Origin of the sequence: Luteibacter sp. 1214, from assembly GCF_031455395.1 — a bacterium.
In the GTDB taxonomy this organism is placed as follows: Bacteria; Pseudomonadota; Gammaproteobacteria; order Xanthomonadales; family Rhodanobacteraceae; genus Luteibacter; species Luteibacter mycovicinus.
Map to the genome: position 1 here is coordinate 86,469 of NZ_JAVDSQ010000010.1, position 23,298 is coordinate 109,766.

General features: G+C 66.6%; 17 protein-coding genes and 1 riboswitch. Of the genes, 12 read left to right on the forward strand and 5 right to left on the reverse strand.

All coding sequences use genetic code 11. The features are described from left to right. Nucleotides 1-26: 26 nt before the first annotated feature. The 3 genes from J2X57_RS18180 to J2X57_RS18190 all read left to right on the forward strand — a co-directional run bounded on the left by J2X57_RS18180 (nt 27) and on the right by J2X57_RS18190 (nt 3,897). Nucleotides 27-2,684, forward strand: a complete 2,658-nt coding sequence (locus J2X57_RS18180) for a sensor histidine kinase KdpD (protein WP_043696951.1) — start codon at nt 27-29, stop codon at nt 2,682-2,684. Continuing rightward, nucleotides 2,681-3,379, forward strand: coding sequence for a response regulator transcription factor (locus J2X57_RS18185; protein ID WP_036116834.1), 699 nt, complete (start codon nt 2,681-2,683; stop codon nt 3,377-3,379). Before J2X57_RS18180 ends, J2X57_RS18185 begins: the two co-directional genes overlap by 4 nt. A 122-nt stretch (nt 3,380-3,501) precedes the next feature. After that, complete coding sequence (locus J2X57_RS18190) at nt 3,502-3,897, forward strand: hypothetical protein (protein WP_309869200.1); 396 nt, start codon at nt 3,502-3,504, stop codon at nt 3,895-3,897. Here J2X57_RS18190 and J2X57_RS18195 read toward each other — a convergent pair. Then, a complete protein-coding gene (locus J2X57_RS18195; RefSeq protein WP_043696956.1) occupies nt 3,890-4,684 on the reverse strand; it encodes a helix-turn-helix transcriptional regulator in 795 nt (264 codons plus the stop codon). The two genes, J2X57_RS18190 and J2X57_RS18195, sit on opposite strands and share 8 nt — an antisense overlap. A gap of 111 nt (nt 4,685-4,795) precedes the next feature. Here J2X57_RS18195 and J2X57_RS18200 point away from each other — a divergent pair, with 111 nt between their 5' ends. The 5 genes from J2X57_RS18200 (at nt 4,796) to J2X57_RS18220 (ending at nt 9,832) form a co-directional block, all read left to right on the forward strand. Next, nucleotides 4,796-5,038 (forward strand): hypothetical protein, encoded by a 243-nt coding sequence (locus J2X57_RS18200; protein WP_043696958.1) that lies wholly within the window; start codon nt 4,796-4,798, stop codon nt 5,036-5,038. Between the two features lie 78 nt (nt 5,039-5,116). Then, a complete protein-coding gene (locus J2X57_RS18205) occupies nt 5,117-5,572 on the forward strand; it encodes a MarR family transcriptional regulator (RefSeq protein ID WP_043696961.1) in 456 nt (151 codons plus the stop codon). 24 nt (nt 5,573-5,596) lie between these two features. Further along, nucleotides 5,597-7,057, forward strand: coding sequence for an efflux transporter outer membrane subunit (locus tag J2X57_RS18210; RefSeq protein WP_043696964.1), 1,461 nt, complete (start codon nt 5,597-5,599; stop codon nt 7,055-7,057). A gap of 24 nt (nt 7,058-7,081) precedes the next feature. After that, nucleotides 7,082-8,296, forward strand: a complete 1,215-nt coding sequence (locus J2X57_RS18215) for an HlyD family efflux transporter periplasmic adaptor subunit (RefSeq protein ID WP_043696967.1) — start codon at nt 7,082-7,084, stop codon at nt 8,294-8,296. A gap of 9 nt (nt 8,297-8,305) precedes the next feature. After that, complete coding sequence (locus J2X57_RS18220) at nt 8,306-9,832, forward strand: DHA2 family efflux MFS transporter permease subunit (protein ID WP_036116823.1); 1,527 nt, start codon at nt 8,306-8,308, stop codon at nt 9,830-9,832. A 68-nt stretch (nt 9,833-9,900) separates the two neighbouring features. Here J2X57_RS18220 and J2X57_RS18225 read toward each other — a convergent pair whose 3' ends face one another. Continuing rightward, nucleotides 9,901-10,434 carry an acyloxyacyl hydrolase gene (locus tag J2X57_RS18225; protein ID WP_043696970.1) on the reverse strand — a complete coding sequence of 178 codons (534 nt, stop codon included), beginning with the start codon at nt 10,432-10,434 and terminating at the stop codon, nt 9,901-9,903. Between the two features lie 277 nt (nt 10,435-10,711). Between J2X57_RS18225 and J2X57_RS18230 the strand changes: the two genes are divergently transcribed. Then, nucleotides 10,712-13,642 (forward strand): EAL domain-containing protein, encoded by a 2,931-nt coding sequence (locus J2X57_RS18230; RefSeq protein WP_309869206.1) that lies wholly within the window; start codon nt 10,712-10,714, stop codon nt 13,640-13,642. A 62-nt stretch (nt 13,643-13,704) separates the two neighbouring features. Here J2X57_RS18230 and J2X57_RS18235 read toward each other — a convergent pair whose 3' ends face one another. Then, complete coding sequence (locus tag J2X57_RS18235; RefSeq protein WP_052191466.1) at nt 13,705-14,481, reverse strand: SDR family oxidoreductase; 777 nt, start codon at nt 14,479-14,481, stop codon at nt 13,705-13,707. Between the two features lie 109 nt (nt 14,482-14,590). Between J2X57_RS18235 and J2X57_RS18240 the strand changes: the two genes are divergently transcribed. Genes J2X57_RS18240 through J2X57_RS18250 form a run of 3 tightly spaced genes read left to right on the forward strand, consistent with a single transcriptional unit; the run spans nt 14,591 to nt 17,559 of the window. Continuing rightward, on the forward strand, nt 14,591-15,529 hold the full coding sequence (locus tag J2X57_RS18240) for a LysR family transcriptional regulator (protein ID WP_052191467.1): 939 nt from the start codon (nt 14,591-14,593) through the stop codon (nt 15,527-15,529). 54 nt (nt 15,530-15,583) lie between these two features. Next, nucleotides 15,584-16,144 (forward strand): DUF2239 family protein, encoded by a 561-nt coding sequence (locus J2X57_RS18245; RefSeq protein ID WP_036118728.1) that lies wholly within the window; start codon nt 15,584-15,586, stop codon nt 16,142-16,144. Further along, nucleotides 16,141-17,559, forward strand: a complete 1,419-nt coding sequence (locus J2X57_RS18250; RefSeq protein WP_309869208.1) for an MATE family efflux transporter — start codon at nt 16,141-16,143, stop codon at nt 17,557-17,559. Before J2X57_RS18245 ends, J2X57_RS18250 begins: the two co-directional genes overlap by 4 nt. A 52-nt stretch (nt 17,560-17,611) precedes the next feature. Here the strand turns inward: J2X57_RS18250 and J2X57_RS18255 are convergent, their stop codons facing one another. Beyond that, nucleotides 17,612-20,785 carry an efflux RND transporter permease subunit gene (locus J2X57_RS18255; RefSeq protein WP_036116819.1) on the reverse strand — a complete coding sequence of 1,058 codons (3,174 nt, stop codon included), beginning with the start codon at nt 20,783-20,785 and terminating at the stop codon, nt 17,612-17,614. 205 nt (nt 20,786-20,990) lie between these two features. Continuing rightward, on the reverse strand, nt 20,991-22,886 hold the full coding sequence (locus tag J2X57_RS18260) for a TonB-dependent receptor (RefSeq protein ID WP_309869211.1): 1,896 nt from the start codon (nt 22,884-22,886) through the stop codon (nt 20,991-20,993). A gap of 154 nt (nt 22,887-23,040) precedes the next feature. Further along, nucleotides 23,041-23,272: riboswitch (cobalamin riboswitch) on the reverse strand. Nucleotides 23,273-23,298 lie beyond the last annotated feature (26 nt).

The following is a 23,298-nucleotide window of genomic DNA, read 5'->3' on the forward strand; positions in this document are numbered from 1 at the left end:
TTCCTCAACTCCTGCGGCCCCACGCCATGAACGATGTCCGAGACGCCCGCGCCGACGCGCTGCTCAACGCGGTGAAGGAGGAGGACGGCCAGCGCCTCAAGATCTTCCTCGGCGCCGCCCCCGGCGTTGGCAAGACCTACGCGATGCTGTCCGCCGCGCGCGATCTGAAACGGCAGGGTATCGATGTCGTAGTGGGCCTGGTCGAGACCCACGGTCGGAGCGAGACCGCGGCCCTGCTCGAAGGGATCGAGATACTCCCGACCCGTCCGGTCCGCTATGCCGGCCGCGATTTCAGGGAATTCGATCTCGAGGCGGCGCTTGCGCGCAAGCCGGCGGTCATCCTCGTCGACGAACTCGCGCACACCAATCTCCCTGGCGGTCGGCACACGCGCCGCTGGCAGGACATCGCCGAACTGCTCGATGCCGGCATCGAGGTCTACACGGCGCTCAACGTGCAGCACGTCGAGAGCCTCAACGACCAGGTGAGGAGGATCACCAACGTCGCCGTGCGCGAAACGGTCCCGGATGTCTTCCTCGACCGCGCACGCGATATCGTCCTGGTCGACCTGCCGCCGCGTGAGCTGATCGGTCGGCTCAAGCAAGGCAAGGTCTACGTGCCGGAAACGGCGGCCGTGGCGCTGGACGCGTTCTTCTCACCGACCAATCTCGCCGCGCTTCGCGAGCTTGCCGTGGAAACCGTGGCCGCCCACGTCGACAGCGACCTGCGCGAGCACATGCTCGCCCGCGGCGATGCGATGCCCGTACGGCGACGGGTCATGGCCGCGATCGACGGTCACGACCAGAGCGAATACCTCGTGCGTATCACCCGGCGTATCGCGGAGCGTCGCGGTGCCCCGTGGAGCGTGCTGTTCGTCGATCGCGGCGGTCCCGACAGCGCCCGTCGCGAACGTGTGGACGCCGCGATGCGCCTGGCTCGCCGTCTTGGCGGTGAGGCGGTGATCCTGCGCGGCCATGCGGTCGCGGAGGAACTGATCGCCTGGGCCGATCGCGAAGGCGCCGGCCAGATCATCGTCGGCCGTACGCGAGAGCGGCCCATCGCCCGCAGGCTCGGCTACTCGCTGACCCAGCAACTGCTGAGGCGCGCCGCTCACCTCGAACTGACCATCGTCGCCACGCCGACGCAGCGGGCCCAGTCGCGCCTGCGGCTTCGTATCGAAGACGGCGGCTCGCGGCGTGACTACGGATTCGCCACACTCGCCACCGCGATCGCGATGGCGTTGTCCTTCGTCGCCGACCGGTTCCTGTCGGTGGCCAACCTCTCGCTGATTTTTCTGACGGCGGTGCTGGTGGTCGCGGTACGCACCCGCATGGCGGTGGCGGTGTATGCGGCGCTGCTGAGTTTCCTGGGCTACAACTTCTTCTTTGCGCCGCCGCGTTACACGCTGGCGATTGCCAACGCGGATGACGTGCTTGCGGTGACACTGTTTCTCGTGGCCGCGCTGGTCTGCAGCCGCCTGGCCACCCGCCTCGCCGGACAGGTCACGTCGTTGCGTGCGGCCCAGGTTCGCGCCCGCGCGCTCGTCGCGCTCGGACAACAGCTGGCGACGAGCGCGGATGCCGAGAGCGTGAGGGCGGCCGGCGCGCAGGCGCTGGCGAGGGCGCTGGACATCGACGTCGCCATACTCGCGCGGGAAGCCGGTGGCGAACTCGGCGTCGCCAGCACCGCACCCTCGGCCTTTCCGCTCTCCGCCCAGGATCTCGCCGCCGCCGACTGGTCCGATGGACACGCGGAGCCAGCCGGTCGGTACACCGACACCCTCAACGGCGCTTCCTGCTGGATGCTGCCGCTGGGCAGCGAGCATCAGCGCGGCGGCGTGGCCGCCCTGCGCTTTCCGCCGGGCATGCGTGAACCCGATGCGGACCGCCGCGGCCTGGCGCTGGCGATGGTGCAGGACATCGGGCAGGCGCTCGACCGCGCGCGCCTCGCCTCGGAACTGGAAAGCGCGCGCGTGCAGGGGGAGACCGAGCGCCTGCGTAACGCACTGCTCTCCTCGGTCTCGCACGACCTGCGGTCTCCGCTCGCCTCCATGATCGGTTCCGCCGGTACGCTGATCAGCTACGACAAGCAGCTGCCCGACAGCGAGCGCCAGGAGCTGCTGCAGGCGATCCTCGGTGAAGGTCAGCGCCTGGACCGCTACATCCAGAACCTGCTCGACATGACGCGGCTGGGCCACGGCACGCTGAAACTCAATCGCGACTGGGTCGACGCGGGCGAGATCGTCGCGGCCGCCGTATCACGCATGCGCAAGCTCTTTCCGGAGGTGCGCGTCGACATGCACCTGCCACATGACACCGTCCTCCTGCACGTCCACCCCGCGCTCGTCGAGCAGGCGCTGTTCAACATCCTCGAAAACGGTGCCCGGTTCACGCCGCCCGGCGAGCCCATGCGCGTGACGGTGCGTACCGAAGCGGGCCGGCTGCTGGTGGACGTGGCCGACCGCGGGCCCGGCATTCCCGAGGACGAGCGGGCGCGGATCTTCGACATGTTCTACTCGGTGTCGCGTGGCGACCGGGGCGGACACGGCACCGGACTGGGCCTGGCGATCTGCCGGGGGATGATCGGCGCGCACGGCGGCAGCGTGGAGGCCTTGCCCCACGTCGGCGGAGGCACGACCATTCGCGTCTCGCTGCCCTTGCCGCCGCCTCCTGACGAAGCCCCATGAATGCCTCGGCCCCCCGTGTCCTGGTGATCGACGACGAAGCTCAGATCCGCCGCTTCCTGGACATCGGTCTGCGCGCCGAGGGCTATCACGTGCTGCTGGCCTCGACCGGTCAGGAAGGCCTCGGCCTCGCGGCGACGCAGTCGCCCGATGTGGTCATCCTCGACATCGGGCTGCCCGACCTCGAAGGTCATGACGTGCTTCGCGAGATCCGTCAGTGGAGTCAGGTACCCGTGCTGATGCTCTCGGTGCGCGATACCGAAGCGGAAAAGGTCCGCGCGCTCGACGGTGGCGCCAACGACTACGTGACCAAGCCGTTCGGCATTCAGGAGTTGATGGCGCGTCTACGCGTGCTGCTTCGGCAAGCCGCCCGTGGCGGCGACGCGGAGGCCGCGGTGCGTTACGACGATGGCCGTCTCGCGATCGACCTTGCCCGCCGGGAAGTGCTGCTGGACGGTGCGCCGGTGGCGCTCACGCGCAAGGAGTTCGCGGTGCTGTCGCTGCTGGTCCGCCATCCGGGTCGCGTGGTCAGCCAGCAGCAGATCCTGCGTGAGGTCTGGGGACCGACGCATACGCAGGACACGCACTACCTGCGCATCGTGATGGGCAAGCTGCGTCAGAAACTGGGCGACGATCCGACCACGCCACGCTGGCTGAGGACGGAACCCGGCGTGGGATACCGGTTTCCGGCAGGCTGACCGGCGCCTCCGTGTGATCCGCGTCGCACCGGCTGGAACGCGCGCGATTTTTCAGAATTTTCGGATTCTTTTACCCCGCTCGTTTGCGCAGCCTCGGCGTCCCCCACGCCTGAGGCATCCACGTGCAGTCTTCGTATCCCCGTTTCTGTAACCGGCGCGTTTCCCACGTCCTCACCCTGGTGGGCGCCCTGCTCGTCTTCGTTCCCGTCTTCGCCGCCGCCGTGGAATGCGGCGAAGAACGTTTCGTTTCCGGCGACCAAACCTTGCCCAGCCACGACGAAGCCATGGCGAAGTGCCGGGAGCAGGCAGCGGCGATGACAGATCCGGTGACGGGCACCTACACCGCGACGCACGCGTGTCATGACGAAGGCGACCCGGGGCAGCGCGGGCCCTGGCGTTACGGCCGGGTCGCCGTCGATGTCGTGACCCGGGACGGCGGCGACAGCTATACGTTCGAAGGGCTGTGGATGTGTAAGCCGGTCGAGGAAGAGGCGTTCTGGGCAAACGGCGTCAGGTGAGAGCCGCCTGCCTCGCCAGATAACGCCCCGGCGAATCGCCGAACGCCTTGCGGAACATTGCGACGAACGCGCTGGGCGTCGCGTAGCCCAGCGCGTCGGATACCACTGAGACCGGCTCGCCGGTCGCCAGGCGCTCGAGCGCCCGAGTCAGCCTTGCCTGCTGCCGCCACTGCGCGACGCTGCACTGGGTCTCCTGCCGGAACAGCCGCGTCAGGGTACGCGTCGACATGCCTGCCCAGTTCGCCCAGTCCTCGATGCCGCGCGTGTCCTCCGGGTGCTCGTACATCGCGACGGCCACGCGACGGAGGCGCCGGTCCGTGGGCATCGGCAGATGGAGGGGCTCGACGGGAGCGCCGTGCAACTCATCGAGCAGCACCGCCAGCAAGCGGTCGCGAGCCGGGTCGGGCTCGGCGACGTCCACCGGCCAGCTCGCGGCGCGCCGGATGATCGACCGGATCAGGTCGTTGACCCCGACCACGCAGGGACGATCGGGCAGACCTCCCGCCGCGCAGGGCGCGATGAAGACACCCCAGGCGTGCATCGGTCCGGTCATGCTGATGGTATGCAGCGTGCCCGGGGGCATCCAGCCGGCGCGATGAGGAGGCAGCAGGTAGGAGCCGTGCTCCGTCTGGTTGGTGACAAAGCCTTCTTCCACATAGAAAAACTGACCTCGCACGTGGCTGTGCCAGTCGCTTTCCATTTTTGGGATCTGGCCGCGAACCTCGTAGGCCACCAGCGGCGGACCCTCGGCGCTTTCGAGCAGGACGTGGACTGCATCATGACCCATCTTGGCCGTTCCTCGACATAACTTGGCCAACTAACGATATCAGGCCTATACCCGTCATGGCTAATATCTGCTTCCCCAAGTATCTGTCCCGTTTCGACGAAGGAGACCCGCATGATCCGTCTCGTCACGAACGATTTCCACGACGCCACTGAAGGCCGCGAAGCCGGCGATGCCCTAGTGACCTTCGTCGCCTGCGCGCACGCGATGCTCGATCCGGGCACCCCCGAAGAACAGCGCCGGCGGCTGGAGCCGAGGCTCCTGGCACAGCTTCCGACCCTCCGCGCGCTCGGCGTCTTTGACCTTTTCGCGGTCCGCGACCCTGCGCTCGCGGCCCTCCTGGCCGACGAAGGATGAACTGATTCACACACGGCAATATATGCTGAAAGCATATTTGCCTTGACAACTATAATTCGGGCAATAGAATGCTCGTCCATGAACAATCCTTGCCCCGTCTACGACAACCCCGACAGCCTGGGCGCTCTCGTCGGCATGGTGCGTAGTGAGATCGTCCGGGCTATCGAGTCCGATCTTGCCGCGCAGGGCGCGGATCTGAAATTCACCCAGTTTCATGTGCTCAAGCGCCTGGCGACCTGCGGCGCGATGACCGCCACCGAACTGGCCCGCTCGGTCGACCTCGACGGCGGCGCCATGACCCGGCAGCTGGACCAGCTGGAAGCGAAGGGTTACCTCCGCCGCCAGCCGCATGAGCAGGACCGCCGCGCGCTGCGCATCGACCTTACCGAGGCCGGCGTGGCGCTGTGGAAGCACCTGCACGAAAGCAACCTCGCGACCCTCGAGCGCGCCCAGAAGGGGCTGACCGAAGACGAGCGCGAGAAGCTGCACGACTACCTGGGGCGCGTGCTCAACGCGCTTCGCGAAAAAGACTGAACTAAACGTCCGAGGCAATACGCAATGCGTCTGCACACTCTCGTGGCGGCCGTCGGGGCCGCGTTGATCCTTTCCGGCTGTGTCACCAGCCGTGGCCTGGATCCGCAAGGCACCCTGACCGACCCGTCCTCCCTTCACGCCGAGCGCAGCCTGGCGAAGGTCCCCGTGTCTCCGGCGGGGTGGCCGGCCGCCGACTGGTGGACCGGACTGGGTGACAGCCAGCTCTCCTCGCTGATCGAAGAGGCGTTGAAAGACAACCCCGACCTCGCCACCGCCGACGCCCGCGTGCGTCAGGCTCAGGCGCAGTCCGGTTCGGTTGACGCAGCGCGCGATCCCACGTTCAACGTAGGTGGCGGTGTCGCCGGTGCGCATCTGCCGGGCTCGTTGCTGCCGGACCCCCCGGGCAACCATTTCTCGTGGACCAAGTACGGCTACGGCAGTTTCAACTGGGACCTCGATCTGTGGGGCGGCAAGCGTGCCGCGTTCGAAGCGGCCGTGGGTTCGCAGCGTGCGGCTGAGGTCGATGCGCGCGCCGCACGCATCGAAATCTCGACCAACGTTGCCCGTGCCTACACGCAGCTTGGCTACGCGTTCACGCAGCTCGACGTCGCCAATGCCGAACTCGACCGGACGCATGCGTCGCAGAAGCTCACCGTGCAGCGCGTGGCCGCCGGCGTCGACAACCAGATGCAGGTGAAGCAGGCCGACAGCGAAGTGGCCTCGGCCGAACGTGAGATCGCGGTGGCGCAGCGTGCGATCGACAGCTCGCGCACGTCGCTCAGCGTGCTGCTCGGGAAGGGCCCGGATCGCGGCCTCGACATCGCCCGCCCCGCCGCGCTCACGCCGGCCGCCGTCGCCATCCCGGCCAACCTGCCGGCCGATCTGCTCGGTCACCGTGCCGACCTCGTCGCCGCGCGCTGGCGCGTCGAGGCGGCCTCGAAGGACATCGTCTCGGCGAAGAAGGCATTTCTGCCCAACGTGACGCTCGGCGTACTCGCCGCGCAGCTCGCCGGTGGCACGGAAAACCTGTTCGCCTCGCAGGCGCGCTTCTGGCAGGTGCTGCCGGCGTTCTCGCTGCCCATCTTCGACGGCGGTCGCCTTCGCGCGAATCTCGCCGGCAAGGATGCGGATTACGATCTGGCGGTCGCGCAGTACAACAAGACGCTGGTCGGCGCGCTCAACGAAGTGCAGGACGACCTGTCCGGGCTCGACTCGATCGGCACGCAGATTCAGGCGCAGCAGCGCGCGCAGGATGCGGCCCAGCAGGCCTACGACCTGTCGCAGCAGCGCTACAAGGCCGGTGTCGGCAGCTACCTGGAATCGCTCGTGGTGCGCCAGCAGCTGCTCGAAGCCGAGCAGCGCATGGCATCGCTGAAGGCCCAGCAGGTCGACACGTCCGTCCAACTCATTCAGGCGCTTGGTGGCGGCTTCCGCCCCGCGGCCGATGACCCGTCGGTCGTCACCGCAGCGCCGGCAACCCACTAAGCATTCATCTCGAGGCCTCTTCCGATGTCACAAGAAACCACCGCCCCCGCCGGCGCCGTCGTCGCACCGCCGCCGAAGAGCCGCCGCGGCTTCTTCCTCAAGCTGCTGGTACTCGTCATCGTCCTCGCCATCATCGGCTGGGTGATCTGGTACTTCGTCGACGGCCGCTGGTATGAAGATACCGACGACGCCTACGTCAACGGCAACGTCGTGCAGATCACCCCGCAGATCGCCGGTACCGTCACCTCGATCGGCGCCGACGACGGCGACCTCGTCCACCAGGGCGACGTGCTGGTCAAGCTCGATCCCAGCGACGCCGAAGTGAACCTGGAAAGCGCGCGCGCCAACCTCGCCAACACCGTGCGTCGCGTGCGTGGCCTCTACAATAACGTGACTTCGGCGCAGGCCGACGTCGCGGTGCGCCAGACCGCCGTCGACCGCGCCCGCCAGGATTACAACCGCCGTCGCGATCTGGCGAAGTCGGGTGCCATCTCCGCGGAAGAACTGTCGCACGCCGCCGATACGCTGACCTCCGCCGAGAGCAGCCTCGCGTCCGCCAGGCAGTCGTACAGCAGCAACAAGGTGCTGGTCGACGACACCGTGGTGTCCTCGCATCCGGACGTGCGTGCCGCTGCCGCCAAGCTTCGCTCCGCCTACCTCGACTTCGTCCGCTCGACGCTGGTCGCGCCGGTCGACGGCTATGTCGCCAAGCGCAGCGTACAGGTCGGTCAGCGGGTCCAGCCGGGCGCCGCCCTGATGGCCGTCGTGCCGCTGCATGAAGTCTGGATCGATGCCAACTTCAAGGAAACGCAGCTGACCAAAATGCGTATCGGCCAGCCGGTCGACGTCACCGCCGACGTCTACGGTGGCGACACGGTGTACAAGGCGAAGATCCGCAGCCTGGGTGTTGGCAGCGGCAGCGCGTTCTCCATCCTGCCGGCGCAGAACGCCACGGGCAACTGGATCAAGATCGTGCAGCGCGTGCCGGTCCGCGTCGTCTTCACCGAGCCGAAGCAGCTGGAAGACAAGCCGCTGCGCCTGGGCCTGTCGACCAAGGTGACCGTGTCGCTGCATGACCAGAGCGGTGCGTTGCTGGCGAAGCAGTCGCCCACGAAGCCCGAGTTCTCGACGCCGATCTACGACAAGCAGCTTGCCGATGCCGACAAGGACATCGCCCGCGTGATCCATGAAAACGCGTCCGCCGGTGAAGGTGCCGAGCAGCAGCAGGCTCCCAGGTAAGGTTTATTCATGAGCACCGAATTTCGACCGCCCAATCTGGCGCTGTCCACGGTCGGGTTATCGCTCGCTACCTTCATGCAGGTGCTCGACACGACGATCGCGAACGTGTCGTTGCCGACCATCGCGGGTAACCTGGGTGTCAGCTCCAACCAGAGCACCTGGGTGATCACCTCGTTCGCGGTGAGCAACGCGATCGCCCTGCCGTTGACCGGCTTCCTCACCCGTCGTTTCGGTGAGACCAAGCTGTTCGTATGGGCGACGCTGTTGTTCTCGCTCGCGTCGTTCCTGTGCGGCATCGCCCAGAGCATGACCATGCTGATCGTGTTCCGCGCCATTCAGGGCGCGGTCGCGGGACCGATGTACCCGATCACGCAGTCGCTCCTGATCTCGATCTACCCACCGGCCAAACGAGGCATGGCGCTGGCGTTGCTGGCGATGGTCACCGTCGTCGCGCCCATCGCGGGTCCGATCCTCGGCGGCTGGATCACCGACAACTACACCTGGCCGTGGATCTTCTTCATCAACGTGCCGATCGGCATCTTCGCTAGCTTCGTCGTGGCGAACCAGATGAAGGGCCGGCCGGAAGTCACCGAGAAGCCCAAGATCGATTACGTGGGCCTCATCACGCTGATCATCGGCGTGGGCGCGCTGCAGGTCGTGCTCGACAAGGGCAACGACGAGGACTGGTTCTCGTCCACCTTCATCGTGGTCACCGCGATCATCGCTGCCATCGGTCTGGCCGTGTTCCTGATCTGGGAGCTCACCGACAAGGATCCGATCGTCAATCTGAAGCTCTTCAGGCATCGCAATTTCGCGATGGGCACCTTGTGTCTGGTGCTGGCGTACGCGGCGTTCTTCGCCATCGGTCTGCTGGTGCCGCAGTGGTTGCAGCGAAACGTCGGGTACACGTCGACATGGGCGGGTCTCGCGGCGGCGCCGCTCGGCATCATCCCGGTGATCCTGACGCCGTTCGTCGGACGCTATGCGCACAAGTTCGACCTGCGCGTGCTGGCCTCGGGTGCGTTCATCGTCATGGGTGCGACGTGCTTCATGCGCTCGGACTTCTATCTCGACATCAACTTCTACAGTGTCGCGATGGTCCAGCTGATTCAGGGCCTGGGCGTGGCGTTGTTCTTCATGCCGGTGCTGAGCATCTTGCTGTCGGACCTGCAGCCTCGTGAGATCGCGGCGGGCTCCGGTCTGGCGACCTTCCTGCGCACGCTGGGCGGCAGCTTCGCGGCGTCGCTGACCACGTTCCTGTGGGATCACCGTGCCATCGTCCACCACGAGCGGCTGGCGGAGAACTTCACACCGTTCAATCCGACGACGCAGGATGCGCTCACCCAGATCGGCCGTGGCGACCCGCAGTACGCGGTGTCGTCGGTCAACGCGATGATCACCAATCAGGCCTATCAGATCTCGTTCAACGAGGTGTTCTACCTGCTCGGTTTCGTGTTCGTCGCACTGATCTTCGTCGTATGGCTGGCGAAGCCGCCGTTCGCGGCCAAGGCAGGGCCGGCCGCTTCGGGACACTGATCCGGCCATCGGGAAATAAAAAAGAGCCGGCGCTTCGCAGCGCCGGCTCTTTTTTGATACCAACGCACTCAGATATCGAAACCGATACCCACCAGCGCCATCGTCTCGCCACGGTTCGGCTCCTGGAAGCTGCCGTTAGAGATGTGACGGACCTGGAAGCTGACGTTCTTGTACTGCCAGCCGAGCGTGCTGACGAACTCGTAGCCGCTCGACAGCGCCTGCGTGCGACCGCCGGCGGTGCCCGCGACCTGGAAGCTGAAGAAGAAGGGGCGGTACCAGTCGCCTTCGCTGCCGTAATGGAAGCGGGCACCGGCGGCGCCGACCCAGACGTTGCTGGTCACGCCGGGATGGGAGTTCTCATAGCGGCCGATGTCGCGGCCCTTGATGTAGCCGATGGAGACGTCCGGGGACCAGGTGAACCGGCTCTGGCCCATCTGACGGGCGTCGAACACGGACTCCACGAAGAAAGCGTTGGTGCCGTAGTCGTCCATGTAGCTGCGGCCCCCCTGCACTTCCAGGTGGGTTTCGGCGGCTGCGGGGAGGGCCGCGGCGGCGAGGGAGAACGCGGCGAGGGCGCCGAGAGCGAAGCGGGAAGAGCGCATGGCGGGGGGTGGTCCTTGTGCTGGGACGTATTTTTATGAACCGGATGGTTCGGTAAATAGTGTTGAGTCGGCGTGAAAAAAGGGGCGCTCCTGCAATTATTCGCGCCGTATCTTTCCCGGGCTTGTCGGACCGTGCCGCCAGTTTCTTTCACCGTGGCGTTCAAGGCACACCCCGAGTTGCCGTTACAGAGCGACGGGGCCTGGCCGGGGGCGGCGCCCGCACGACATCAGGGGGCTAGGCACGGTGGGAGGCGCGACGGTAAAGGGAGCGACGAGGGTGCGCGCTCGCCGGATTCGTCTGGCGATCTGGGCCGTATCCGCCGTCCTGTCCCTGGGCATCGCCGCGCTGGTCGCCCTTCTGCAATCGCAGGCCTACTCCCGCATGCTGGCCACGCACAAGCGGCAGCTCGCGGCATCCGCGGGAGCCGTGGTGCGCCTGCTCGACCAACAGGTCAATTGGAGCCTTGGTCCGCTGCTCGCCCTTCGCAACGCCGTCGACGGTCCCGACCCGGGCCCGCTGCACATGCGCCTGGGGGAGGTGCAGGTGCGCCACCCGGAATTGCCATCCTTTGTTGCCCTGGATGGCGCAGGTAACGTCGTCGCCTTTACCTCGGCGCCCTGGGCGGCCTGGCGCGACGTGCTCGATGCGCCGCGGCAGCGGGCACTCGGTGCGAGCGTACGGGTGGCCGTCGTCGCCGGCGAGCCCGGTCGGCCTTCCAGCGTCCGTGTCACCGTGGACGCACGCGTCGCGCAGCCGGCCGCGTTCGGTACCGTCATCGACGCGGAGCGCCTGCGTGACGCCATGCGCCGGACCATGCTTGGGAGCAGCGCCGAGATCGCGGTGTTCTCGGTGTCGGGACAGCGGTTCACCAGCAACGTCGACCGGGACGTGCCTGGATGGACGCAAGGCGCGGTGACGCTGGGCGCCGCGGGCTCCGCGGACGATGACCGGCGGCTGGGCGCGTGGGCCGTATCGACCACCTATCCCTTCGTCGCCCGTTCCTCCCTGGACCGCGCACTCCTGCGCGCGGACTGGTGGCGCCAGTCACGGGAGACCTTGCTGGCCGCGCTGGCTCTCATCGTCCTGATCCAGGTCTTCGCGGCCGCCTTCGATCGCGCCTACCGCCGCCAGTCGCGGCTCGTCGATGCGTTGTCGCGCTCGGCCCGTCACCTGGGGGACGTGCAGCGAACGGGGCGCATCGGGCTGTGGGAGAGCGACCTCGATACGGGATCCGTCGTCTGGTCGGGCCAGGTCCACGAGATCACGGGTTCTCCTCACGAGCGCATTTCCTTCGATGGCGCCTACCGGGAACTCGTCCACCCCGACGACCGCCCCGGCATCGATGCGTGGGTTCAGCGTTTCAGATCGGAAGAGGGTCCGTTTGAATTGGAGCACCGTCTTTGCCGCGAGGACGGGAGGGAGGTGCGTGTCCATTTGCGCGCCGAACGAATCACCAACGAAGAAGGCCACGCGATCGTGGCCGGTACGATCACTGAAATTACCGCGCTGCACGAGACCCGTCAGCGCCTGGAAAGCACGGACCGCGATCTGGCCGCCAGCGCGACGGCCTACCGTCAGCTGCTGGCGCGCGTACCGTTGCCGCTCGCCATCGTCCGCGACGGGCGCATCGACTACGCCAACCCGCTGGCGGAAGAGCGGATGGGCAGCGCGGGACACAGCCTGGTTGGCCGTCTGGCGGCCAGCTTCATGGATGAGGAGGCGCTCGAAGCGCTGGGTGCGCGGCCGCCCGAAGGCGCCAACATCATGGCCTGGCTCAACCCGGATCACGGCATGCCCTTCGAGGCGGAACTGGCGCTGTCCAATTACCGCGACACGAAAGGCACCGGCGCCCTGGTGATCATGCGCGACGTGACCGAGCAGCGTCTTTACGAAGAGCGCCTCAATCATCAGGCCATGCACGACGAACTGACGGGGCTGCCCAACCGGCGCGCCCTGCGCGAGCGGCTCGACGAGCTGGTGGCTGACTGCGTCCGCGACGGCTCGGGCCTGATGGTCCTGTTCATCGACCTCGACCATTTCAAGGTGATCAACGATGCGCTCGGTCATGCGCTTGGCGATCAGGTGCTGCGCGACGTGACCTTGCGGCTTGGCGACGCGCTGGACGGTGTGGGACAGGTCGGCCGGTTCGGTGGCGACGAGTTCGTGGCGATGCTCCCCTTCACCTGCCCGCCCGCCGAAGTACTTGCCGTATTGCCGGTGATCCAGCAAGCGATCGAAGAGCCGCTCACCGTCGGCGGTTCGATGCAGCGTCTGAAGTGCAGCATCGGTGTCGCCTTCGCCACGCGCGATGGCAGCGACGCGGACACGCTCATCCGTAACGCGGATACGGCCATGTACGACGCGAAGCGGTCGGGCCGTCACACCTGGAAACGCTATTCGGCGGATATGCATGCCACGGCGATGGCGCGTCTGACCGTTCTTACCCGCTTGTCCGGTGCGAACCTGGGCCATGAGCTGGCGCTGGCATGGCAGACCCAGCACGCCGGTGACGACGGGCGCGTGATCGGTGTCGAGGCGCTGCTGCGCTGGCCATCGGCGCCGGCGGACCTCGCCGGTAACGACAAGCTCGTGCCGCTCCTGGAAGAGACCGGCGCCATCGTGCAGATCGGTCAATGGGTGCTGCGTGAGGCATGCCGTCAACAGCGTCGGGTCACCGAACGGCTGGGTCCGGATTGCCGGATCGCGGTGAATATCTCGGCGCAACAGCTGGTGCACAGCGATCTGGTGGCCGAGGTCAAACTCGCGCTTGCGGAGACCGGGGCGAGTGCGTCGTCGCTCGAGCTCGAACTGACCGAAAGCGCCTTCATGCAGGAACCCGAGCGGGCCATTCGCACGTTGCACGAGTTGCGCGCGATGGGCGTGAGCATCTCGCTGGACGACTTCGGCACCGGGTATTCCAATCTCACTTACCTGTCGCGGTTGCCCCTGGACAAGATCAAGGTGGACCGTCACTTCACGGTAAGTCTGCTCGACGACGCGGGCAATGCGTCCATCTGTCGTTCGATCGTCTTTCTGGCGCGCAGCCTGAATCTCGAAGTCGTCGCCGAGGGTGTCGAGACCGAGAGCCAGCGTCGCTGGCTGCTCGCGGAGGGCTGCGTGTCCATGCAGGGATACCTGTTCTCCCGGCCGGTGCCGATCGAGGCGCTGGAGATGGCCGTTTCCGACACCGTGCACATGCCGTTGTAAGCTGCGCACCGCCGCGGGATCGCCTGCAGACTGGCGGCCAGCCTGCAGGCGACGTCCACCGGTCAGATCTGCGTCTGCCCGCCATCCACGAACAACTCGACACCGGTGATGTAGCTCGCATCTTCCGAGGCGAGGAACGAGACCGCCGCGGCGACCTCATCCGGCGTGCCCGTGCGACCCAGTGGCGTGATGCTTGCGGTATATGCCGTGAAGTCGGCGATCTGCTGGTCGTTCATGCCAAGCTCCGTCTTGTAGCCCGGCGTCACGACGGTGCCCGGCGCCACCACATTGATGCGGATGTCGCGACCCTTCAGATCGCTCGCCCAGGTCCGTGCCAGTGAGCGCACGGCCGCCTTGGTCGCGGCATAAACGCCGAACGCGGCCGGGCCCTTGATCGACACCGCCGAACCGTTGAGCACGATCGCACTACCCGGGCCCATGAGCGACAGCGCCTTCTGCACCGTGAACAGCGTGCCCTTGACGTTGATCCCGAAGTACTTGTCGAACTGCGCTTCGGTCACCTGGTCCAGCGAAGTGAACTCGCCGCCGCCCGCATTGGCGAACAGGATGTCGAGGCGACCGCTCTTCTCGCGGATCGTGGCGAAGATACGATCGAGGTCGGCGGCCTTCGCGATGTCGCCCTGGATGGCGATGACACCCAGCTTCGCGGCGGCCTCGTCCAGCTCGGCCTGGCGGCGGCCGGTGATGTACACGGTGGCGCCCTCGCGGACGAAGCGCTCCGCGGTGGCAAGCCCGAGGCCCGAGCTGCCGCCGGTGACCAGGACGATCTTGCCGGCGTGACGGGTGGTGTGGATGTTGCTGGTGGCGAGGGTTTTCATGACTGCGCTCCGATGGCCGCGGTGCGGCCGTTGGAGAGCATTCTGGCTATTTGCGCTGCGTGGATAAATAATCGAATCGCGATTTGATTATTCCCGCACGGAAACAAAGATGGATCACTTCCTCGCTATCAGAGTGTTCGGGCGTCTCGTCGAGACCGGCGGCTTCGGCCGGGCGGCGGACGCCTTGCGCATGCCCAAGTCCACCGTGACCAAGCTGATCCAGGGCCTCGAGGCGGAACTGGGCGTCCGCCTTCTCGAGCGCACGACCCGGCGGGTGACGGTCACCACCGAAGGCGCCGCCTACTACGAACACACGCAGCAGTTGCTGGGCGAGCTCGACGCTTTTGAGACCACGCTTGCCGGTGGTCAGGCCAGTCCCGTCGGCAACCTGCGCATCGACACGGGCGGCTCCGTCGCCGCCCGCCTGATCCTTCCGGACCTGCCCGATTTCCGTGCCCGCTATCCCGGCATTCGTGTGCAGGTCGGTGTGACCGATCGCACGGTGGACCTCATCGGCGAAGGCATCGACTGCGCGATCCGCAGCACCGCCGACGATCCGAACCTCGTGACCAAGAAGATCGCGGATGCCTCGATCACCCTCTGCGCAACGCCCGGCTACTTCGCGCGCCGCGGCACGCCCGATACACCTGAGGCGATCGAGCGCGATGGTCACGAGGTCATCGGCTATGCCGCGGTCCGCACGGGGCGTCCTGTCCCGCTGCGCTTCCGGCGCGACAACCGGGACGTCGAGGTGCATGTGCCGGCAGCTATCGAGGTCAACGAGAGCAATGCCCATACGGCTGCGGCGCTCGCCGGTCTGGGTATAGCGCAGGCGCTGGCCTTCACCGTGGCGCCGCACATCGCCCGCGGCGCGCTCGTGTCGGTGCTGGACGACTGGCGACCCACGGCTCTGCCGATCTATCTCGTTTACCCACCCGCCCGCCGACACAACGCGCGTCTTCGGGCATTCGTCGACTGGCTGTCGGAAGCCCTGCCCAGGCGGATCGCCGCGGCAGAATCGGGATCGGTTTTACCCGGACACTATTGACGACACGTTTGATCCGGGTAAAAATTGATCATCGCTCTTGTCCCGGCCACCTCCATGTCGACTTACACCGCTTTCATCGCTACCGAGCGCATTGCCCACGGATCGCTGGCGGCGGTCGCGGAACGCTGCAAGGTCCGCCTCGACGCCGACCCGCACGTCACGCCTACCGTCTACGACGATGCGACCGGCCGTGTCGTCGACATCGACTACCGGGGCACCGTCCACGATGTGCTTGCGCGCCTCCCCGTCGCCGAGCCGCCAGCCCGCCGTGGGCCGGGGCGTCCAAAACTTGGCGTGGTCGCCCGGGAGGTCACGCTGCTTCCGCGTCACTGGGAGTGGCTTGCGGCGCAGCCGGGCGGCGCCTCCGTGGCGCTGCGTCGTCTGGTGGAAGCGGCAAGCCGCGAGGGCGCACCGGCCGACCGCGTCCGTGCGGCGCGCGAGGCGGTCGATCGCGTCATGCTGACGCTGGCCGGCGATCTTCCCGGCTACGAGGAAGCCTCCCGCGCCTTCCACCGTCAGGACGCCGCTCGCTTCACCGCGCTGACCGACGCATGGCCGGCCGATGTACGCCACTACGTGCGCCTGCTGGTGTCGCGCGCCGGCGACGAGACATGACGCCGCCGCGTGGCGCGCTGACGGAAGGGCCGATCGCCAGGACCCTGCTGCTCTTTTCCCTGCCTATCCTGGGCGCCAACGTCTTGCAGTCGCTGAACGCATCGGTGAATGCGATCTGGGTGGGGCACTTTCTCGGCGAGTCAGCGTTCGCGGCCACCTCCAATGCCAACGTGATCCTGTTCTTCCTGCTCGGAGTCGTCTTCGGCGTCGGCATGGCGACGACCATCATGGTGGGCCAGACGCTCGGCGCGCACGACGTGCCCGAGGCGCGGCGTGTGGTGGGCACCGGTCTCGGTTTCTTCGTCGTGCTGTCGGTGCTCGTCGCGCTGGGCGGTTTCATCGCGACACCGCTCATGCTGCGCGCCATGGGCACGCCGCACGATGCGCTGCCGTTCGCGACCGACTACCTGCGCATCATCTTCGTCGCTCTGCCGGCGATGTATCTGTACACGTTTCTGATGATGACGCTACGCGGTGCGGGCGACTCACGCACGCCCTTCGCCTTCATGCTGGTTTCGGTCGTGCTCGACGTCGCGCTGAATCCGCTCTTCATCTTCGGCCTGGGACCGGTCCCCGCGATGGGTATCGCGGGCTCCGCCGTGGCCACCCTGATCGCGCAGGTCGTTTCGTTGCTGGCGCTGATCGCGTGGCTTTATCACCGCAAGCACTTTCTCTGCATTCACCGGCACGAACTGCGCCTGCTGATTCCGGAACCCGTCCTGCTCAGGCAGCTGGTGATGAAGGGCCTGCCGATGGGTGCGCAGATGATCGTCATCTCGTCCTCGGCGATCATCATGATGTCGCTGGTCAACCGCCACGGCTCGCAGACCACGGCGGCTTATGGCGCGGCGGCCCAGTTGTGGACGTACATCCAGATGCCCGCGCTGGCGATCGGTTCGGCGGTGTCGTCGATGGTCGCGCAGAACGTGGGTGCGAAGCGCTGGGATCGCGTCGCGGGCATCGGCCGCGCAGGCGTGCTGACCAACTTCACGCTGACCGGCACGCTCGTGCTCGTCATCTACCTGTTCAACCGCGCCGCGCTGGCGCTGTTCCTCGGGGAGGACAGTTCGGCCATCGGCATCGCCCAGCATCTCAACCACATCGTGGTGTGGTCGTTCCTGCTGTTCGGCGTCACCTTCGTCATGTTCGGCGTGGTGCGGGCCACGGGCGCGGTCATGCTGCCACTGATCGTGCTGGTGATATCGATGTGGCTGGTGCGCTATCCGTTTGCCGCCCTGCTGGAACCGAGGTGGGGCGCGGACGCCATCTGGTGGAGCTTTCCGGTCGGGTCGCTGGTGTCGATCGCGATTACGACGGTGTATTACCGGCGCGGAAGCTGGAAGAAGGCGCATATGCTTCCGGCGACGCCAGCTTCGGTAGGAGCCAGCCCTGCTGGCGATGGGAGCTTGCCGTAACTCCTGTCGCCAGCAGGGCTGGCTCCTGCAAAAAGCCGGTATTCATGGAAGGCTATCGGGTCTTGCGCGCCTTGCGGATCTTGATCCAGCGCTTGTACCGACGCTTCAGCATGCGCCGGTGTAGGCGCTTCACCTTGCGCTCCTTGCGGTCGTGATTCCACAGGTAGATCGCGGGCGTACTCAGGAGCGTAAGCAGCTGCGAGACCAGCAAGCCGCCGACGATCGCGATACCGAGCGGCCGCCGCATTTCCGAGCCGACACCGAACCCGATCGCCAGCGGCAGCGCGGCACCCATCGCGACGAGGGTGGTCATGGTGATCGGACGGAAGCGGACCAGGGCCGCCTGACGAATCGCGTCGACCGGCGACATGCCGTGTTCACGCTGGGCCACGAGTGCGAAGTCGACCATCAGGATGGCGTTCTTCTTGACGATACCGATCAACAGCAAGACCGAGATGATCGCCATCAGGGTCAGCTGTGTCTGCGTGACCAGCATCGCCAGGAACGCACCGGCACCCGCCGCCGGCAACGTCGAGATGATCGTCAACGGATGGCCGAGACTCTCGTAGAGAATTCCGAGCACGATGTAGACGGCGAGGATCGCGCCGACCAGCAGCACCATGCCGTTGGACTGCGCGTCCCGCATGCGCTGATTGGTGCCGGTGACGTCCATGCGCACGCCTTCCGGCAAATTGATCCGGCGTACGGCCTCCTCGGCCAGACTGTTGCCCTTATCGGGCGTGATCTTCGGCGCGAGGTTGTAGGTGATGTCGGCCGATTCGAGCTGGTTCTGGTGGGTGACCGCACTTGGCGTCGCCACGGGCTCGATGTGCGCCACCGCCGAGAGCGGAATCATCGTGCCGAGTGAGTTCTTCACGTACGTGTTGAGCAGTGCGCCGGGACTGAGTTCCTGCGCGGCCGCCGAGGTAAGCACCACCCAGTACTGGTTGATGTCCGAATAGATGATCGACACCTGGCGCTGGCCGAACGAGTTGTACAGGGCCGAATCGACATCGCCCATGCCGACGTTCAGGCGGCCCGCCGCATCGCGGTCCACCTTCAGCATCTGTTGCTTGCCGACGATGTCGAAGTCGCTGCCGACGTCGCGGAACTCCTTCATGCTGCGCATCTGACGCACAAGCTTCAGCGTCCAGGGCTGCAACGGTTCGCCGCCGGTACTGATCAGCTGGAACGAGTACTGCCCGCGGTTGCTGTTGCCCCCGCTCCCGCCGAGGAACTGCACGGGATTCATGAAGACCTGGACATCGGAGAGCTTGTCGTACTCCTTGCCCTTGCGATCCATGAATTCCTTCATGGATTCATGGCGCAGATCCGGGCCGCTCCCCTTCTTCTTCAGATCGATGAACATGGTGCCGCTGTTGCCGACGGCCGCGCCATCGTTGCCGCTGCCGAGCAGTGTGGTGACGTCGGCGACGGCCGGATCGTTCTGCATCATTTCGCCGACGCGTTTGAGGCGTCGCGACATCTCGTCCGGCGAAATGTTGGCGTCCGCGGTGACATCGGCCTGCAGCATGCCCGTGTCCTCGTCGGGCATGAAATTGCCACCGGCGGTCTTCACCACGGCGAAGCCCAGCGCGAAGGTGGCGAAAAGCAGGATGAGTGGCTGCCAGCGCATGACGCGCCGATGGCGCATCGCCCAGTCCAGTCCGCGCTCATACAGGCGCAGAAATCCGCGATCGAAGCGTTCCAGCGCGCGCTCGACGCGGCCTGGCTGGCGGTCGGGCTCGTCGTGCTTGAGATAGCGGGCGCAGAGTGCCGGCGTGAGCGTCAGCGACACGATGGCCGAAATCAGCACGGCCGCCGCCAGGGTCACCGAGAACTCGCGCAGCAACTTGGTGATCATGTTGTTGCCGAACAGCAGCGGCGCGAACACCGCCACCAGCGACAGCGTGATCGACATCACGGTGAAGCCGATCTCGCGCACGCCCTCGAGCGACGCCGGCATCGGTTTACTGCCGTTCTCCATGTGCCGGACGATGTTCTCGATGACCACGATGGCGTCATCGACGACGAAACCGATGCACAGCACCAGCGCCATCAGCGACATCGTGTTGAGCGTATAGCCGAGCGTCCACATCACCACGAAGGCGCCGGCCAGGGACAACGGCACGCTCAGCGTCGCGATCAGCGTCGGACCGAGACGGCGCAGGAACACCATCATGACCAGGAAGACCATGACGATACTGATCAGCAGCGCGACCTTGACCTCGTGCAGCGCGGACTGCGTGGTCTGGGTCAGGTCGAAGATGGGGGTGACCTTCGCATCCGCCGGCAGCAGCGAACGGAAGCGCGGCAGCGCGGCACGGATCGCGTCGGCGGTGGCGATGGAGTTCGCCTCCGGACGCTTGCTCATCTGCATGGTGACCGAGCGCTCGCCCTGGAACCATGCGGCCTGGTACTGGTCCTGCTGGCCGTTGTAGACGCGGGCGATGTCCGAGAGGCGCACCGGCACGTTGTTGCGCATCGCGATGAGGATGTCGCCGAAATCCTTCGCGTCGCGAATGCTGTCGTTCGCGACGACCGTCATCTGTGCCTTGCCGTCGGACAGCAGGCCCTGCGGCGAGGTCACGTTGGCGGCGTGCAGCGCATTGGACACATCGTTGGCGGTGAGTCCCTTGGACGACAACGCGCGGGTATCCAGCTCCACGCGTACGGCGTGCGGGGTCCCGCCGAAGACCTGTACGCGCGACACGCCATCGATCTGCGCCACGGCGGGCCGGATCAGGGTGTCGACGACGTCGTAGAGCTTGTCCGGCGGCAGCGACTTCGAGGTGAACGACACCAGCAGAACGGGAATCTGGCCGGTGTCGAACTTGAAGTACTGCGGCGGGCTGGGCATTCCGGCCGGCAGGTCGGCGGCGGACGCGTTGATCGCAGCCTGCACGTCACGGGCGGCGGCATCGGTGGAGCGGTCCATGCTGAAACGGAGGCGGACGAAGCCGCTGCCTTCCGAGCTGTTGGAATACATCTGGTCCACGCCCGGGATCTGACCGAGGTGGCGCTCCAGGGGGGCGATGATGGTCGAGGCCATCGTCTGCGCGTTCGCACCGGGCATCTGCGTCTGGATGAAGACGGCGGGCACTTCGATGGACGGCAGGGCCGCCACGCCGAGCAGCATGTAGGCGATGGAGCCGCACAGCACGAGCCCCGCCGCAAGCAGCGAGGTTCCGATCGGCCGGCGAATGAAAGGTGCAAAAACGTTCACGACACTTCCTGTGATCGCGGGAAGCATACCCGCGCCCGGGGACTTTATGACGTCCGCGCCGGTCCGTGGCGTGTGCCTTTAGTGGGGGCCCTGCCGGAAGGCAGGGGTGCGGCGTTTGCCCGAACCCGGCGCCAGGGGTAGGAGCGCGCCTGCGCGCGATGCCGTGAAACATCGCGCGCAGGGCGCGCTCCTACACGGTGCTCCCTCAGCGTACGGGCGAGAACCGCACGGTCACATAGTAGGTCCGCCCCAGCTGGTTGTAATACGCCGCCGTCTCGTACCGCTTGTCCGCCACGTTCGCGACCCGGCCCTGCACGCTCCAGGCATCGTCCATGTGCCAGGTGGCACGCAGATCCGCGGTCGTGTAGCCGCCCAGACGCGTCGTGTTGGCCGCATCGTCGTAGCTGTAACCCGAGGCGTAGACCGAGCCACCCAGCGTCAACGCGCCCAGGTCCTTGTCCAGATCCACGCGACCGGTGCGACGCGGACGGCGGGCCAGCAGGTTGTCCTTCTCGAACCCGCTGTCCCGGTCCAGCGGCTGCTGCAGCGTCAGGTAGCCGCGCACGTGCCAGCCATCGACGTCCGCGCCCACCTGGCCTTCAAGGCCGCGCAGGCGGGCCTTGCTGACGTTGACCGGCAGGAAGTTCGCGTCGTAGCCGATCAGGTCGTCGACCTGGCTCTGGTAGGCGTTGACGGCCCAGTTCCAGATGCCCGGACGACCCGACAGGCCGATCTCGGCGGTGCGCGACTTCTCCGGCTTGAGGTTCACCGTGGGCACGCCGTACGGGTAGTACTCGTCGTTGAAGGTCGGCGCGTGGAAGGCGGTGCCATAAGAGGCCGTGACCTTCATGCCGTTGTCGAAACGGAAGCCATAGGCAGCCGAGCCGGTCGTGTGGTTGCCGAACTGGGTGTTGTGGTCGTGGCGGGCCGACAGCTGGATCTCATGCGGGCCGAACACGCCCTGGTAGAGCGCGAACACGCCCGTGTTGTTGCGGGTGTCCTTGAGATAATCCGTGTCGCTGCTCAGCTTTTCCTGCTGGTAGTCGACGCCGGCGCTCAGCGTCTGGCCCGGGGCCAGCGTGAAGTCGTTCTGCCAGGAACCCTGATTGCGCTTAGAGTACAGATATCCCACGCGCAGCTTGTCGGCACCGGTGACGTAGTTGAAGTCCGCGTCGTAATAGCCCTTGTTGGCGCCATTGAGGTAGTTGTCGGCGCGGTCCTGGTTCTGCCCCAGACTGACCGACATGCGCCACGCGGACAGCACGTCGAAAGCCAGCTTCGCGCCGGCGACCTGCTGCGAGCGTCGGGTCAGGTTCTGGTAGTCGCCGTCGTATTCGATATCGCCTTTGCTGCGCAGCCAGCTGCCGGTGAGCTCGGTGCCGTCGTCCCAGCGGTAACCGCCCGACAGCGCGCCGTTGTAAGTGCGATAGGCGTCATGGTCCGGCTCGTCGGTGAAGCAGCCCTTGAACGCCGTGCCCGCGCCGATGCGGCAGGCGTTGATGCCCGAGGTGTACTGGCCGCCGAGGCTGGCGTTGTACCAGCCGTGGGTCGTGCCGCCCGACACGCCGACCTGACCGGCGGTGTAGCCGTGGCTGCCGCCGGTGACCGAGAGGCTCGGGGTCGGCGCTTCGCCGGCCTGGCCGTGGCGGGTGAAGATCTGGATGACGCCGCCGATCGCGTCGGAGCCGTAAAGGCTCGAGCGCGGACCGCGGACGACCTCGATGTGGTCGATCTGCTCGACCGGCAGCTGCTCGTAAGCCGGCAGACCCGCGCCCACGGTACCCACGCGGACACCGTCCACGAGGACCAGCGTGTGCGAGGAGTTGCTGCCACGCATGAACAGCGAGGTCTGCTGGCCGATACCGCCGGTGTTGGCCATGACCACACCGGGCAGCCCGGCGAGCAGGTCCTGGACGTTACGCGGCTGCAGACGCTCGATGTCTTCGTGGGTGATCACGGTCACCGGGGCGAGTACCTCGTCCAGCGGCGTGGCCGTGCGGGTCGCGGTGACGATCACGGGATCGAGGGCGTCCGGGGCGTCGGCCGCGTGGGCAGCGGCGATCGACGACAGCAGGGCTGCCGCGAGCAGGGTCTTCTTCATGGAACGGTCTTCCTCCGCCGCATAGCGCGGCAATGCGTAGCTCAAAGGGCGCGCGAGGAGGACATACGGCGAACGGCACACGGGCGGAACCCGGATGACTGTCCGGATTCGCCCTCCGCGAATCGCCCGAAACGGGACGACGCCCCGGGATGGCTCACGGGGCGCGTCGTCGGGCCGGTCTCCGGACTCACGCCGTCCCCGAGGGGTGTCGGACCGGCGCCTTCCCGCTGTCGCAGTGGCTGAAGCCGTGTCCGAGGGGCCGTGACGACCCCGGGCGCTTACCGTTGCGGGGGCAGTGCCGGCCTTGCCGCAGAGGCGGCGCACCGGCTTCCCGTTTCATCCCCGTGGCGCGACGCCCCGGGGACACCCGAACCCCGCGACTTTAACCGGAGGGTGGGGCGCTGTCACGACC

Excerpts from the sequence above, each read along its gene's own strand:
- J2X57_RS18245 (WP_036118728.1), top strand. The coding sequence starts at position 15,584 with ATGTCGACTTACACCGCTTTCATCGCTACCGAGCGCATTGCCCACGGA.
- J2X57_RS18195 (WP_043696956.1), bottom strand. The coding sequence starts at position 4,684 with ATGGGTCATGATGCAGTCCACGTCCTGCTCGAAAGCGCCGAGGGTCCG.
- J2X57_RS18260 (WP_309869211.1), bottom strand. The coding sequence starts at position 22,886 with ATGAAGAAGACCCTGCTCGCGGCAGCCCTGCTGTCGTCGATCGCCGCT.
- J2X57_RS18225 (WP_043696970.1), bottom strand. The coding sequence starts at position 10,434 with ATGCGCTCTTCCCGCTTCGCTCTCGGCGCCCTCGCCGCGTTCTCCCTC.
- J2X57_RS18215 (WP_043696967.1), top strand. The coding sequence starts at position 7,082 with ATGTCACAAGAAACCACCGCCCCCGCCGGCGCCGTCGTCGCACCGCCG.
- J2X57_RS18235 (WP_052191466.1), bottom strand. The coding sequence starts at position 14,481 with ATGAAAACCCTCGCCACCAGCAACATCCACACCACCCGTCACGCCGGC.
- J2X57_RS18180 (WP_043696951.1), top strand. The coding sequence starts at position 27 with ATGAACGATGTCCGAGACGCCCGCGCCGACGCGCTGCTCAACGCGGTG.
- J2X57_RS18185 (WP_036116834.1), top strand. The coding sequence starts at position 2,681 with ATGAATGCCTCGGCCCCCCGTGTCCTGGTGATCGACGACGAAGCTCAG.
- J2X57_RS18210 (WP_043696964.1), top strand. The coding sequence starts at position 5,597 with ATGCGTCTGCACACTCTCGTGGCGGCCGTCGGGGCCGCGTTGATCCTT.
- J2X57_RS18205 (WP_043696961.1), top strand. The coding sequence starts at position 5,117 with ATGAACAATCCTTGCCCCGTCTACGACAACCCCGACAGCCTGGGCGCT.
- J2X57_RS18250 (WP_309869208.1), top strand. The coding sequence starts at position 16,141 with ATGACGCCGCCGCGTGGCGCGCTGACGGAAGGGCCGATCGCCAGGACC.
- J2X57_RS18220 (WP_036116823.1), top strand. The coding sequence starts at position 8,306 with ATGAGCACCGAATTTCGACCGCCCAATCTGGCGCTGTCCACGGTCGGG.
- J2X57_RS18240 (WP_052191467.1), top strand. The coding sequence starts at position 14,591 with ATGGATCACTTCCTCGCTATCAGAGTGTTCGGGCGTCTCGTCGAGACC.
- J2X57_RS18200 (WP_043696958.1), top strand. The coding sequence starts at position 4,796 with ATGATCCGTCTCGTCACGAACGATTTCCACGACGCCACTGAAGGCCGC.